The sequence below is a fragment of the Pseudomonas sp. H1_G08 genome (genome assembly GCF_054681355.1).
This window is the reverse complement of record NZ_CP162822.1, coordinates 347,007-360,365: the sequence shown is the minus strand read 5'-3', so window position 1 is coordinate 360,365 and position 13,359 is coordinate 347,007. Positions and strand designations below refer to the sequence as shown.

General features: G+C 60.8%; 12 protein-coding genes. 3 read left to right on the top strand and 9 right to left on the bottom strand.

From position 1 onward, the window contains the following. Positions 1–172 precede the first annotated feature (172 nt). On the bottom strand, positions 173–1,477 hold the full coding sequence (locus tag AB4N85_RS01665) for an NHL repeat-containing protein (RefSeq protein WP_252868933.1): 1,305 nt from the start codon (positions 1,475–1,477) through the stop codon (positions 173–175). 219 nt (positions 1,478–1,696) lie between these two features. Here AB4N85_RS01665 and AB4N85_RS01660 point away from each other — a divergent pair, with 219 nt between their 5' ends. Continuing rightward, on the top strand, positions 1,697–2,368 hold the full coding sequence (locus tag AB4N85_RS01660; protein WP_252868932.1) for a hypothetical protein: 672 nt from the start codon (positions 1,697–1,699) through the stop codon (positions 2,366–2,368). Here AB4N85_RS01660 and yiaY read toward each other — a convergent pair. Next, entirely contained in the window at positions 2,329–3,477 is a 1,149-nt protein-coding gene (gene yiaY, locus AB4N85_RS01655; RefSeq protein ID WP_252868931.1) for an L-threonine dehydrogenase, read from the bottom strand. The two genes, AB4N85_RS01660 and yiaY, sit on opposite strands and share 40 nt — an antisense overlap. 154 nt (positions 3,478–3,631) lie before the next feature. Between yiaY and AB4N85_RS01650 the strand changes: the two genes are divergently transcribed. Continuing rightward, positions 3,632–4,651, top strand: a complete 1,020-nt coding sequence (locus AB4N85_RS01650) for a DUF4917 family protein (RefSeq protein ID WP_423663873.1) — start codon at positions 3,632–3,634, stop codon at positions 4,649–4,651. A 164-nt stretch (positions 4,652–4,815) separates the two neighbouring features. On the opposite strand, the gene AB4N85_RS01645 is transcribed toward AB4N85_RS01650, so the two are convergent. The 6 genes from AB4N85_RS01645 to AB4N85_RS01620 all read right to left on the bottom strand — a co-directional run bounded on the left by AB4N85_RS01645 (position 4,816) and on the right by AB4N85_RS01620 (position 9,453). After that, positions 4,816–5,160, bottom strand: coding sequence for a YegP family protein (locus tag AB4N85_RS01645; protein ID WP_252879576.1), 345 nt, complete (start codon positions 5,158–5,160; stop codon positions 4,816–4,818). Positions 5,161–5,240: 80 nt separating this feature from the next. After that, positions 5,241–5,822, bottom strand: coding sequence for a DJ-1/PfpI family protein (locus AB4N85_RS01640; RefSeq protein ID WP_460060135.1), 582 nt, complete (start codon positions 5,820–5,822; stop codon positions 5,241–5,243). A gap of 201 nt (positions 5,823–6,023) precedes the next feature. Further along, positions 6,024–7,250 (bottom strand): class I SAM-dependent methyltransferase, encoded by a 1,227-nt coding sequence (locus AB4N85_RS01635; RefSeq protein WP_056783440.1) that lies wholly within the window; start codon positions 7,248–7,250, stop codon positions 6,024–6,026. A gap of 177 nt (positions 7,251–7,427) precedes the next feature. Beyond that, on the bottom strand, positions 7,428–8,045 hold the full coding sequence (locus AB4N85_RS01630; RefSeq protein WP_460066692.1) for a TPM domain-containing protein: 618 nt from the start codon (positions 8,043–8,045) through the stop codon (positions 7,428–7,430). A 33-nt stretch (positions 8,046–8,078) separates the two neighbouring features. Next, on the bottom strand, positions 8,079–8,831 hold the full coding sequence (locus AB4N85_RS01625; RefSeq protein ID WP_095180576.1) for a TPM domain-containing protein: 753 nt from the start codon (positions 8,829–8,831) through the stop codon (positions 8,079–8,081). Positions 8,832–8,844: 13 nt separating this feature from the next. After that, positions 8,845–9,453, bottom strand: coding sequence for a LemA family protein (locus AB4N85_RS01620; protein WP_095180575.1), 609 nt, complete (start codon positions 9,451–9,453; stop codon positions 8,845–8,847). A gap of 258 nt (positions 9,454–9,711) precedes the next feature. Between AB4N85_RS01620 and bglX the strand changes: the two genes are divergently transcribed. Further along, a complete protein-coding gene (bglX, locus tag AB4N85_RS01615; RefSeq protein ID WP_252868927.1) occupies positions 9,712–12,003 on the top strand; it encodes a beta-glucosidase BglX in 2,292 nt (763 codons plus the stop codon). Between the two features lie 197 nt (positions 12,004–12,200). Here bglX and AB4N85_RS01610 read toward each other — a convergent pair whose 3' ends face one another. Further along, the gene (locus AB4N85_RS01610) at positions 12,201–13,358 is read right to left on the bottom strand and encodes a phospholipase D-like domain-containing protein (RefSeq protein ID WP_056783426.1); all 1,158 of its coding nucleotides are present in this window, start codon (positions 13,356–13,358) and stop codon (positions 12,201–12,203) included. Between the last annotated feature and the right edge of the window lies 1 nt (position 13,359).

The window sequence follows — 13,359 nt, the reverse complement described above, 5'->3', positions numbered from 1 at the left end:
ACAGACGCCGCGAGTCTCAGAACTTATCCAGCGTGCGCAACTTCTGCGGCAAGCCGGGGCGGTGCTGCCGGTGAGGTCCTTGATGCGCGCCGAGCAAAACCTGGCTGACGATCCCGCCGAACTGGACAGGGTTCATCCGAGCCGGCAGGACAGTTCGGTTTACCTCTGGCGCTCAAAGGCCGATGCGGTCTCGCCGTTTTGTGACAGGCGCGGTCAGCAAGCGAACCAATTGCGCACCATCGTCCTTGCGTCCCAACACCAGAATTGAAGAGCCTTGCAGGCAGGCATCAATGGCTGACCATGAAATGTCTCTCGCGCCCTCGACATCAAACGAATCATCCACTGCGCCATCGACCAGAAAGCCTGCCGTCAACAAGCCTCGTGCGCTGCCCGAGGTCTGTCCGACCGCAACGATCCGTTTACCGGCGATGTCATCCAGCGCAAACCCTGCTTGCCAACCTCTCAGATCCCGTTCCTGCGCCGTCGGGGTGAGGACAGGATTGTTGAACGCGTCATCCATTTGGCCGGCGTAGGTAATACCACTGATGAACCCGTGTTGCAGTTTCCTGCCTTGCGTGGACTCGACCGCCGAACCGAGCAGAAGCAGGCGCTGCGCCGTTTGCACAGCAATGTCCATCACGCTGCTTTCGAGCGGCTGGCCATCGCGCTGAATGTTCAACAGCAGTACCCCCTTGTCGCCGAACGCTTGTGCAACTTTCCCGCTGTGGTCGAACGCCATGACCAGTCCCTGATTGGTTACTTCCGTTTTGCCATGCAGCAGAATCAGCCCATCGTCGAGCTGGATGATCCCGAACAGCGAAATGGCCACCCCTGGCAGTGACAGGGGCAGCCAACCGTTGCTGGCGAACGATAAATCGTCCGAGCCATCGAGATGGAATCGCGTCAACAGGCCACTGCCCTTTTGCGCGGTCACGAACAGCAACCTGTCCGGCTGCGCAAGCTGCGGATCGGATTCCGCCAGCAGCAGTTGCCCATGCGTGGCCCCAAAGAGTGCCGGAATCCGCATGGGCACAATCCGGTAGCCATTCCTGTCGCCGCCGAACTCGATGTCCGGCGAGCCGTCGGGCAGAAACCGGGCGATGACTTGCTGGTATTCAAGAGTCTGGTCTTTGACGACGCCAATCACACCGCACATCCAGATCCGTCCCAGCGCATCAACGATCAATGGCCCGCCTTGCGTGAGCGAGTCTGTGCCGAACTGGCCGCTGAGATATCCGCCGGTGCCGAAAGCCGGATCCGGATTGCCATCGGCATCCAGGCGCGCAAGGCCGTAGTACGAATGGCCCGATTGCTCGACGGTAGCGCTGACCATGATCTGCTCCGAAGGCGTGATCGCCACGCCTTTGGCAATGGTCTTGCCCGCTCCGGGGAATTTCAGCGTTCGCAGACCAAAGAGCGCATCCAGCTCCCCGGCTGACTGCACGTTTGGGGACAATGGCGCGATAGATTCCGACATGTTCGTATGCTCCTCAAGAGATCGACGTCGATCCCCTCGTAGCGAGCATTCGACCCCAGGCCACCACGCCGGACAACTGACAGAAATGACAGTTTTTTAGAAGAAAAAGAAATTACCGACTGTGTAAAAAAGACTGAATGACTGGTAGTTCTTACAGGTTCGAATTCAGGCACGTCATGCCAACCTCAGCGTTCAAATCAGCCATGAACGAGAAGCATGATGAGCACTCGCGACGAGCAAACTTCACAACCGGCCCCGACCATCACCTATCCCGAAGAGGCCAGCACGACGGGACCTGCGACATTGTTGCTCGGCAGCGGCATACCCAATGCTCTTGTGCAGGTCTGGAACATTGAAAACACCCATTCGCTTGGCGAAGGGCTGGTCAGCGCAAATGGACGATGGGCGTTCAGCATCACCGGCGTTCAGGCCCAGGGTCAGCAGAGGATTCACGCCCACCAGACCTATGCAGGCATCACGTCCGAATGGAGCGAAGAGCGCGGATATGAGGTGCGACTGCGGCCCGAGATCGACGTCCCGGTCGTTGTCGAACCGATTGAGGGCGCGCAGGTCGATACGCCTCTGATCTTTTCGGGAGATGTCACGCGAGCCGAGGGTTTCGTCAGTATTTTCGATCTGGACACTGGCCTGGAGATTGCCAGAGCAGCGGTCGAAAGCGACCGGAAATGGCAAACCCCGGCAGCACCCTCCCTGGCGGTCGGGCAGTACCGTATCTCCGCCGTACACAACATCGCCGGCAAGGTTTCAGATTGGGGCCGTGTGCGGACATTTGCCGTGGTCGCAGAAGCAAGCGAAGGCTTGTCCGACTTCGCTCGCCTGCGCGCCTTCATTCAAAACGCATTGCGGAAAATTTCCTCGATCTGGCGCTGATCCGCCGCCCGTGGATTGGTCAGTCCACAGGCGTCCTTCAAGGCGTTGGTGGCGAGCACCGGGATATCGCTGAGTTTCGCGCCCAGCTCACGCAGTCCGCCGGGAATCTCGACGTCCTTGGCAAGGTTGCGAATGGCATTGATCGCCGCCTGTGCGCCCTCCTCCGCGCTGAAACCACGAATATCCGCGCCCATGGCGTGGGCGACATCCCTGAGTCGTTCAGCGCAGACCAGCGCATTGAAACTCTGCACATGCGGCAACAGCACAGCGTTGCAGACGCCGTGGGGCAAGTCGTAGTAGCCGCCGAGCTGATGCGCCATGGCGTGGACAAATCCGAGCGAGGCGTTGTTGAACGCCATGCCGGCGAGGAACTGCGCGTAAGCCATGTTCTCCCGCGCCGCCAGGTCGCTGCCGTCGCGCACGGCCAGACGCAGGTTGCTGCTGATCAGGCTCATGGCCTTCAAAGCGCAGGCGTCGGTGATCGGGTTGGCGGCGGTCGAGACGTAGGCTTCGATCGCGTGGGTCAGCGCATCCATGCCGGTGGCAGCGGTCAGCCCTTTGGGCATCGCGACCATCAACTCCGGGTCGTTGACCGACAGCAGTGGCGTGACGTTGCGGTCGACGATGGCCATTTTCACGTGGCGCGATTCGTCGGTGATGATGCAGAAGCGGGTCATTTCGCTGGCAGTGCCGGCGGTGGTGTTGATGGCGATCAGCGGCAATTGCGGCTTGCTCGAGCGGTCGACGCCTTCGTAATCGCCGATCTGCCCGCCATTGGTTGCGCACAGGGCGATGCCCTTGGCGCAATCGTGCGGCGAGCCGCCACCCAGCGACACGACGAAATCGCAACGGCTTTCCTTCAGCAGCCCCAACCCGGATTCGACATTGGCCGTGGTCGGGTTCGGTCTGGCGCCATCGAAGATCACCGAATCGATGTCCTGCATCGCCAGTTTCTCGGCGATCATTGCGGCGACGCCAGCCTTGGCCAGCCCGGCGTCGGTGACAATCAGCGCCTTGCGAAAGCCATAATTGCGAATCGCGACCATGGCTTCGTCGAGGCAGCCGCTGCCCATGATGTTGACCGCCGGAATGAAGAAGGTGCTGCTCATCGTGTGTCTCCTGACTGAAGCCGGATCGACTGCCTCGATTCGGCGGGTGCGCACAGAATCGACCGATCGGTCACGAGCGATGTTGATCTGGCTCAATGTCCGCTCGTGATAAAGTCGCCGTCCATCTGCCCTTTGTTTTGAGACCGCCCACGCAATGACCGATTTTCTCGATGTCGACGCCACCCTCGAAGACTGGAATGCCTTGCGCGCCGCGAACGATTTTCAGGGTTTGCTGGTGGGCAATGGCGCCAGCCGCGCGGTGTGGGATGACTTCGGCTACGACTCGCTGTTCGAAAACGCCCGTACGGTCGAAGAGAAACCGCTGAGCCCATCGGAACTGGCGGTGTTCGACGCGCTGCAAACCCGCAGCTTCGAGCAAGTGCTGGGCGCCCTGAAAACTACCAGCCGGGTCAACAAGGCGCTGGCGGTCAGCTCGGCGGCGCCGCGCAATCGCTATTACGCAATCAAGGAAGCGCTGATCAACACCGTGCATGCGGTGCACATCCCGTGGCGGCTGGTGCAGCCTTCGACACTGACGGTGCTCAATGCAGAACTGGCGCGCTATCACACGGTGTTCACCACCAACTACGACCTGCTCAATTACTGGGCACTGCAACATCCCGGCGAGACCATCGACGACCTGTTCAACGGCGCCGACGCGAGTTTCGATCTGAGCCAGAGCGCCACCGACAAACCGCGTCTGCTCTACCTGCACGGTGGTCTGCATCTGGTGCGCAATCAGGACGGCACCGCACGCAAACTGACCTCGACCGAGGGCACGCTGCTCGGCAGTTTCGCCATCAACAATACGATCAAGACCCTGGACGACGTGCCGCTGTTCGTCACCGAAGGGCCGAGCGCGGACAAGCTCAAGACCATCCGCAGCTCGGATTATCTGTCGTTCTGCTACGAGCAGTTACTGGCCCATGGCGACAGCCTGTGCATCTTCGGCCACGCGCTGGGCGAGCAGGATGCGCATCTGGTGCGCGCGTTGCGCCTGGCCCGACCGAAGTGCGTGGCGATCTCGATTTACCCGCGCAGCGCCGCGTTCATCCAGCATCAGAAGCGTCACTACGCCAAGGTGTTTGAAGGTACCGGGGTTGAGTTGCGGTTCTTTGATGCCAAGAGCCATGCGTTGGGCGATCCGAAATTGTCGGTACCGGTTGAGGTTTGATATTGGCCGGGCTGACGCCTTCGCGAGCAGGCTCGCTCCCACAATGGAATGCGGTCACCTGTGGGAGCGAGCCCGCTCGCGAAGACGGCATATCAGCCAACCCAAAAGGTGACTGGAACACCGCTTTCGCGAGCAGGCTCACTCCCACAGGTTGATGTCGGATTTCAGAGCACCGGCAGGGTCTTGTCCTTAATCACTTTGGTCGGGCCGTTGGCCTTCACGCTGGCAATGCCCTTGTCACACGCGCCGTCCGATGAATACGACTCGCTGCTGCCGATGACCTGGTGATTGGCCGCCTTCAGGTTGAAGTACGGGTGGCCATCCCTGGTCGACTTTTTCTCGTAGCGCTCATCCAGCGGGCTGTTGGCCTGCACCGAGGCGATGCCGCCGTCGGCACCGGCGCGGGTGCTGTAGAGCTCGCTGGTCAGGATCGTTTCGGCGTTCGCCGCTTTCAACACGAACCTGAATTGGCCGTTGCTGCTTTTGCTCACTTCGTACCATCCGGACATGTCTGTTTCTCCTGGGGGCGATTGAGAGATTTCGCGCTTCAGAGTAAAGACCAGCGCCTGCGATCTGTCGCCTGCATCGACTACAAGGTGATTTTCGTACCGAGCAGACCGAGGAAACCGGCCAGCCATCGCGGATGCGCCGGCCACGCCGGAGCGGTGGCGAAATTTCCCTGAACATGGCCGTCGGTCACCGGAATGTCGATATAGGTGCCACCGGCCAGACGCACTTCCGGGGCGCAGGCCGGATACGCGCTGCACTCACGCCCCTCGAGCACACCCGCCGCCGCGAGCAGTTGCGCGCCATGGCAGACCGCTGCGATGGGCTTGCCAGCGTTGTCGAAGGCGCGCACCAGTTCGAGGACTTTGTCGTTCAGCCGCAGGTACTCCGGAGCGCGACCGCCGGGAATCAGCAGCGCGTCGTAATCAGTTTCGCGGGCCTTGGCGAAGTCGAAATTGAGCGCGAACAGGTGACCGGGTTTTTCGCTGTAGGTCTGATCACCTTCAAAATCATGAATCGCCGTGCGCACGGTGCTGCCGGCGGACTTGTCCGGGCACACGGCGTGGACCGTGTGGCCGACCATCTGCAGGGCCTGGAACGGCACCATCACTTCGTAGTCTTCGACGTAATCGCCGACCAGCATCAGGATCTTTTTCGCGGCCATGGGAAAACTCCTCGGGGAAAGGTCTGGGGAGTATTCAAGGTAGACCGTATCCAAGGGTTGCGGTAATTCCAGGCTTACTACGCTCGATCGCGATAAATGTAGGAGCCGCCGAAGGCTGCGATCTTTTGATCTTGCATTTAAATAACCAGGATCAAAAGATCGCAGCCTTCGGCAGCTCCTACAGGGGTGTATTTCAGGCTATCAGGCGAGAAAACCGTCAGCGCGCAGCAGTGTTTCCAGACAATGTTCGCTGATGTGGTAGAACGCTTTCAGCTCTTCGATCTTTGCCAACAATTGCGCTGGATTAACCGGCTCGGCGCGTTTCACCGCGAGAATCATCTTGTTCTTGTTGGTATGTTCCAGCGAAATGAATTCGAAGACTTTGGTCTCGTAACCACAGGCTTCGAGGAACAGTGCACGCAAGCTGTCGGTGACCATTTCCGCCTGCTGGCCGAGGTGCAAGCCGTATTGCAGCATCGGTTTGAGCAGCGCCGGGCTTTGGATCTGCAGGCGGATCTGTTTGTGGCAGCACGGCGAGCACATGATGATCGACGCGCCCGAGCGGATGCCGGTGTGGATCGCGTAATCGGTAGCGATGTCGCAGGCATGCAGGGCGATCATCACGTCCAGTTCGCTCGGCGCCACCGTGCGCACGTCACCGCACTTGAACACCAGCCCCGGATGCTCGAGCTTCGCCGCTGCGGCGTTGCACAGGTTGACCATTTCTTCGCGCAGCTCGACGCCAGTGACTTCGCCCTCGGCCTTGAGCGTGTTGCGCAGGTAGTCGTGAATGGCGAACGTCAGGTAGCCCTTGCCCGAACCGAAATCGGCGACCCGCACCGGTTTGTCCAGCGCCAGCGGCGACGAGGTCAGGGCATGGCTGAACACTTCGATGAACTTGTTGATCTGCTTCCACTTGCGCGACATCGCCGGGATCAGCTCGTGTTGTGCATTGGTCACGCCCAGGTCCTTGAGGAACGGACGGCTCAATTCGAGGAAGCGGTTTTTCTCACGGTTGTGCTCGGCGGACGGCGCTTCACGCAATTGCTGAGGTTTGCTCTTGAACAGCGAACTCTTGCCCTTTTTGCTGTATTCCAGCTGCGCTTCGTCGGTCAGCGCCAGTAAATGAGCATTTTTGAACGAGGCCGGCAGCAGCCCGGCGATCAGCGCCACGCCTTCGCTCAGCGGCAGATTTTTGGTGATGTCGCGGGTCTTGTAGCGATAAACGAATGACAGGCACGGCTGCGCCTTGACCGTCACCGGTTTGATGATGACCCGTTGCAGATCCGCCTCTTCACCGACGTACTTGGCCAGCACCAGCTTGATGAAACCGCTGTCGTCGAGGCTGGCTTGCAGCAGCTCGATGAACTGGGCGTGGTGATCGGCGGCCGGTTTGGCGGACGGCGCGGAAGCAGCGGAAACGGACATGGACAAGCGGCCTCGGACGGGCGGAATCGGGAATGGCGGGTATTTTAGGGGGGATGGGGGTTGGGGACACCTTCTTATTTACCCAACGGCGAAAATCAAAAGATCGCAGCCTTCGGCAGCTCCTACAATTGGAATGCATTCTCCTGCAGGAGCTGCCGAAGGCTGCGAGCTTTTGATCTACCCCAACACCACCAACCGATTCGGCAACTCGTTCCGCACCTGCGTCACCGGCACGTGCACCTTCAACAACTCACCACACGCCTCCACGCACGTGACAAACCCTTCAAGCGTGCGGCCTTCGCGGACCTGTTCGGTGAACGCTGCGACAATCGCGTCCCAGTTGCTGTTATCCAGCCGTTTGGAAATCCCCTCGTCCACCAGAATCTCCACATAGCGCTCAGCCTCGCAGACAAAAATCAGCATGCCGGTGCTGCCCACGGTGTGGTGCAGGTTCTGTTCGAGAAACTGCCGCCGCGCCAGGTTGGAGGCGCGCCAGTGGCGCACGCGGCGCGGGACCAGATGCGTGGTGATTTTCGGCAGGCGGAACAACAGGCAGAGGACGATGAACATGCCCCATTGCACCAGCAGCAGACTGTGCAGGGTCAGCCAGCCGGTGAAGTAGTGGACGATGCCAGGCAACACCAGCGCCAGCAGACTGGCCCAGAGCAGCGGGATGTACGCGTAATCGTCGGCACGGGCAGCGAGCACCGTGACCAGCTCGGCGTCGGTATTGCGCTCGACCCGGGCAATGGCCTCGGCGACTTTGCGTTGTTCGTGTTCAGTCAGTAATGCCATGTCGAAAAGTGCCTGCTCATTATTCTTTTGATCTCACCAGCCGCCGGACGAACCGCCGCCGCCGAAACTGCCCCCGCCACCGCTGAAGCCGCCACCGCCACCGCCGCCGAATCCGCCGCCTCCGCCAAAGCCGCCCCCTCCTCCGGAGCCACCCCGGCCGGCAGGCAGGATACCGAGCATCTGGCAGACAAACACCGTCAGGATGAACAACATCACCAGGAACACGAACAGCGCCGGGTGCCGCGAGATGAAATCATCCGCCGGGTCGCCGCTGGATTCGTACACGGTTGAGGGTTCGTCCAGCGGATTGCCACCGAGCACTACCAGCATCGCCGCAACGCCGTCGCTGATGCCTTTGCTGAAATTGCCGGCCTTGAACGCTGGCGTGATGACCTGATGAATGATCACCGACGACTGCGCATCGGTCAGGCGATCCTCCAGGCCATAGCCGACTTCGATGCGCAGTTTGCGCTCGTCACGGGCGACGATCAGCAAGGCGCCGTTGTTCTTGTCTTTCTGACCGATGCCCCAGTGCCGACCCAGTTGGACGCCGAAATCCTCGATGGTGGTGCCCTGCAGATCGGGCAACGTGACCACCACCAATTGCTCGCCGGTGGCCTGTTCGTGCGCCTGCAATTGCTGGCTCAGTTGCGCGCGAATCGATGGCTCGAGCATCTGCGCCTGATCGACCACGCGCCCGCTCAGCGGCGGAAACGTCAATTCGGCCCGGGCGCTGACGGCGAACAGCCAGAGCATCAGCACCAGGCCCAGTTTCAACACACGCATGGGCGACCTCGAGTCAGAATTTCACTTCCGGAGCTTTTTCCGCGCCGGGCGTGGTGGCTTCGAAGGTTTCGCGCATCGGCAGATCGCTGTACATCACGCTGTGCCACAGGCGACCGGGGAAGGTGCGGATCTCGGTGTTGTACTTCTGCACCGCCAGGATGAAATCGCGACGCGCCACGGCAATCCGGTTTTCCGTGCCTTCGAGTTGCGATTGCAGGGCGAGGAAGTTCTGGTTGGCCTTCAGATCCGGGTAGCGCTCGGAGACCACCATCAAACGGCTCAATGCGCCGGTCAGTTGATCCTGCGCCTGCTGGAACTGCTTGAGCTTCTCGGGGTTGTCGAGGGTGCTGGCATCGACCTGAATCGACGTCGCCTTGGCCCGCGCCTCAATCACGGCGGTCAGCGTTTCCTGCTCATGGGCGGCATAGCCCTTCACGGTTTCCACCAGATTGGGGATCAGGTCGGCGCGGCGCTGATACTGGTTCTGCACCTGGCCCCAGGCGGCTTTGACCTGTTCGTCGAGGGTCGGGATATTGTTGATGCCGCACGCGGTCAACAGCGTGGCGAACACCAGCAACGTGGCGATCTGTAGCCGTGAACGGGAGGTTGAGCTGATATTCATTGCAGTGATGCTCCATGACACATTTGATTTAAAAACCGAGCGCTGGGCATTCCCGGCCAGCGGTTGGGGCATAATCGGCGCCGCCACTGGCATGCGACGGGTTAATCGGCTAAAAAGTGCCCTTCGCGTTCACGTTGCCGCTGTCGGCTGCGGTTTTCCGGCTCAGGATTTTGCGCCGGCACCCGAACAACAATAGTCGCTCCCTACATTTTGGCTGGCCGGTGTTGCATCACCGTTTGGGCTCTAGAGAAAAAATTCATGAAGAAGCTGTGTTTGCTGGGTCTGTTCGTCAGCCTGGCCAGTCACCAGGTACTGGCCGCCACGACCCCGGTACCGTTGGAAAACAAGGATGCTTTCATCAGCAACCTGATGAAACAAATGACCCTCGACGAGAAGATCGGCCAGTTGCGCCTGATCAGCATCGGCCCGGAAATGCCCCGCGAGCTGATCCGCAAGGAAATTGCCGGCGGCAACATCGGCGGCACGTTCAACTCGATCACCCGCGCGGAAAACCGTCCGATGCAGGACGCGGCCATGCGCAGTCGCCTGAAGATTCCGATGTTTTTCGCGTACGACGTGATCCACGGTCACCGTACGATTTTCCCTATTCCGCTGGCCCTTGCGTCGAGTTGGGACATGGACGCCATTGGCCAGTCCGGTCGCGTTGCGGCTAAAGAAGCCGCCGCTGACAGCCTCGACATCACCTTCGCGCCGATGGTGGATATCTCCCGCGATCCGCGCTGGGGCCGCAGCTCCGAAGGTTTCGGCGAAGACACTTACCTGACCTCGCGCATCGCCAAAGTCATGGTCAAGGCCTATCAGGGCGAGACCCCAAGCGCCGCCGACAGCATCATGGCCAGCGTCAAGCACTTCGCCCTGTATGGCGCGGTCGAGGGCGGTCGCGACTACAACACCGTCGACATGAGCCCGGTGAAGATGTACCAGGATTATCTGCCGCCCTACCGCGCCGCGATCGATGCCGGTGCTGGCGGTGTGATGGTGGCGTTGAACTCGATCAACGGCATTCCGGCCACGGCCAACACCTGGCTGATGAACGACCTGCTGCGCAAGGACTGGGGCTTCAAAGGCCTGGCGGTCAGCGATCACGGCGCGATCTTCGAACTGATCAAGCACGGCGTCGCCCGCGACGGTCGCGAAGCGGCAAAGCTGGCGATCAAGGCCGGCATCGACATGAGCATGAACGACACCCTCTACGGCAAAGAGCTGCCGGGGCTGCTCAAGTCCGGCGAGATCGAACAGAAAGACATCGACAATGCTGTGCGCGAAGTGCTCGCGGCCAAGTACGACATGGGCCTGTTCAAAGACCCGTACCTGCGCATCGGCAAAGCTGAAGATGACCCGGCCGACACCTACGCCGAAAGCCGCCTGCACCGCGCCGAGGCCCGCGAAGTCGCGCGGCGCAGTCTGGTGCTGCTGAAGAACCACAACGAAACCCTGCCGCTGAAGAAAGACGCGAAAATCGCGCTGGTCGGCCCATTGGCGAAAGCGCCGATCGACATGATGGGCAGCTGGGCCGCCGCCGGACGTCCGGCGCAATCGGTCACGCTATTCGATGGCATGAGTTCGGTGATCGGCGACAAGGCCAACCTGATCTACGCCCGTGGCGCCAACATCACGGGCGACAAGAAGGTCCTCGACTACCTGAACTTCCTCAACTTCGATGCTCCGGAAGTGGTCGATGACCCGCGCCCGGCCAACGTGCTGATCGACGAGGCAGTGAAAGCGGCGAAAGCGGCTGACGTGATCGTTGCAGCGGTGGGCGAGTCCCGTGGCATGTCCCACGAATCCTCGAGCCGCACCGACCTGAACATCCCGGAAACCCAGCGCGAATTGATCCGTGCGCTGAAAGCCACCGGCAAGCCGTTGGTGCTGGTGTTGATGAACGGCCGTCCGCTGACGATTCTCGAAGAGAACCAGTCGGCCGATGCGATTCTGGAAACCTGGTTCAGCGGCACCGAGGGCGGCAACGCCATCGCCGACGTGCTGTTCGGCGACTACAACCCGTCGGGCAAACTGCCGGTGACCTTCCCGCGTTCCGTGGGCCAGATCCCGACCTACTACAACCACCTGAGCATCGGCCGGCCGTTCACGCCGGGCAAACCGGGCAACTACACCTCGCAGTATTTCGATGACACCACCGGCCCGCTGTTTCCGTTCGGTTATGGTCTGAGCTACACCACCTTCGCCCTGAGCGATATGGCGCTGTCATCGACCACCCTGAACGCCAGCGGCAAGCTCGACGCCAGCGTCATGGTCAAGAACACCGGCAAGCGTGACGGCGAAACCGTGGTGCAGTTGTACATCCAGGACGTCACCGGTTCGATGATTCGCCCGGTGAAAGAACTGAAGAACTTCCAGAAGATCATGCTCAAGGCCGGCGAACAGAAGGTCGTGCACTTCACCATCACCGAGGAAGACCTGAAGTTCTACAACGCCCAGCTCAAATACGCAGCCGAGCCTGGCAAGTTCAACGTGCAGATCGGCCTGGATTCGCAGGCGGTGACGCAGCAGAGCTTTGAATTGCTGTAACAGCAAGCACACCGCCCCCCCTGCACTGATCGTTCCCACGCTCTGCGTGGGAATGCAGCCCGTGACGCTCCGCGTCCAGTGACGCGGAGCGTCCCTAGAGGCATTCCCACGCGGAGCGTGGGAACGATCAAATGACGCACCGCTTTCGCGAGCAGGCTCGCTCCCACATTGGATTCAGGGTGTATTCAAAATCGTGGTTATCCGCGTCTATCGAGAATATTCACCACCAACCGATCCACCCAGCCCCACACCCGCTGCTTGACCCGCCGCCACAACGGTCGGCGCTGCCATTCCTCCAGGCTCACCAGCTGACTCAAGCCGAAGTCCTTCACAAAACTCGCCTCCACCGCTGCCGTCAACGCCGGGTCCAGTGCTTCCAGATTCGCCTCCAGATTGAAACGCAGATTCCAGTGATCGAAGTTGCACGAACCGATGCTTACCCATTCGTCGACCAGAACCATTTTCAGGTGCAGGAAGCACGGCTGGTATTCGAAGATCTGCACGCCGGCTTTGAGCAGGCGCGGGTAGTAGCGATGCCCGGCGTAGCGCACTGACGGGTGATCGGTGCGCGGGCCGGTCAGCAGCAACCGCACATCGACACCGCGTGCGGCGGCTTTGCGCAGCGAGCGGCGGATTTTCCAGGTCGGCAGAAAGTACGGCGTGGCCATCCAGATGCGTTTTTGCCCGCTGTTCAACGCACGGAACAACGACTGCAAAATGTCGCGATGTTGACGGGCATCGGCATACGCCACGCGGCCCATGCCTTCGCCCTTGTCCGGTACGCGGGGCAGGCGCGGCAAGCCGAAATGCGCGGCCGGGCGCCAGGCGCGGCGGTAACGGTTGGCGATCCACTGGCGATCAAACAGCAATTGCCAGTCGATCACCAACGGGCCGCTGATCTCGACCATCACCTCGTGCCACTCGCTGACATCATGGCCCGGCGTCCAGAATTCATCGGTCACGCCGGTGCCGCCGACCACTGCCAGGCATTGGTCGACCAGCAGCAATTTACGGTGGTCGCGATAGAAATTGCCGACCCAGCGCCGCCAGCTCAGGCGATTGTAGAAACGCAGCTCGACGCCGGCCTGGGTCAGGCGCTGGCGCAGATGCAGCGTGAACGCGAGGCTGCCGTAATCATCGAACAAGCAACGCACGCGCACGCCGCGCTCGGCCGCCGCGACCAGCGCCTGGACGATGGCTTCGGCGCAGGCGCCGGCCTCGACCAGGTACAGCTCCAGTTCGATCTGTTCTGTAGCTCCAGCGATGTGCTCGAGCATGCGCGGAAAGAACTGCGGGCCGTCGATCAACAGTTCGAAACGGTTGCCGTCACGCCAAGGGAACACCGCACCGCGCATG

Bases quoted from the DNA above. Each gene is read 5' to 3' on its own strand.
- AB4N85_RS01660 (WP_252868932.1), top strand. From the start codon at position 1,697: ATGAGCACTCGCGACGAGCAAACTTCACAACCGGCCCCGACCATCACC.
- bglX (WP_252868927.1), top strand. From the start codon at position 9,712: ATGAAGAAGCTGTGTTTGCTGGGTCTGTTCGTCAGCCTGGCCAGTCAC.
- AB4N85_RS01635 (WP_056783440.1), bottom strand. From the start codon at position 7,250: ATGTCCGTTTCCGCTGCTTCCGCGCCGTCCGCCAAACCGGCCGCCGAT.
- AB4N85_RS01625 (WP_095180576.1), bottom strand. From the start codon at position 8,831: ATGCGTGTGTTGAAACTGGGCCTGGTGCTGATGCTCTGGCTGTTCGCC.
- AB4N85_RS01610 (WP_056783426.1), bottom strand. From the start codon at position 13,358: ATGCGCGGTGCGGTGTTCCCTTGGCGTGACGGCAACCGTTTCGAACTG.
- AB4N85_RS01630 (WP_460066692.1), bottom strand. From the start codon at position 8,045: ATGGCATTACTGACTGAACACGAACAACGCAAAGTCGCCGAGGCCATT.
- yiaY (WP_252868931.1), bottom strand. From the start codon at position 3,477: ATGAGCAGCACCTTCTTCATTCCGGCGGTCAACATCATGGGCAGCGGC.
- AB4N85_RS01645 (WP_252879576.1), bottom strand. From the start codon at position 5,160: ATGTCCGGATGGTACGAAGTGAGCAAAAGCAGCAACGGCCAATTCAGG.
- AB4N85_RS01640 (WP_460060135.1), bottom strand. From the start codon at position 5,822: ATGGCCGCGAAAAAGATCCTGATGCTGGTCGGCGATTACGTCGAAGAC.
- AB4N85_RS01650 (WP_423663873.1), top strand. From the start codon at position 3,632: ATGACCGATTTTCTCGATGTCGACGCCACCCTCGAAGACTGGAATGCC.
- AB4N85_RS01620 (WP_095180575.1), bottom strand. From the start codon at position 9,453: ATGAATATCAGCTCAACCTCCCGTTCACGGCTACAGATCGCCACGTTG.
- AB4N85_RS01665 (WP_252868933.1), bottom strand. From the start codon at position 1,477: ATGTCGGAATCTATCGCGCCATTGTCCCCAAACGTGCAGTCAGCCGGG.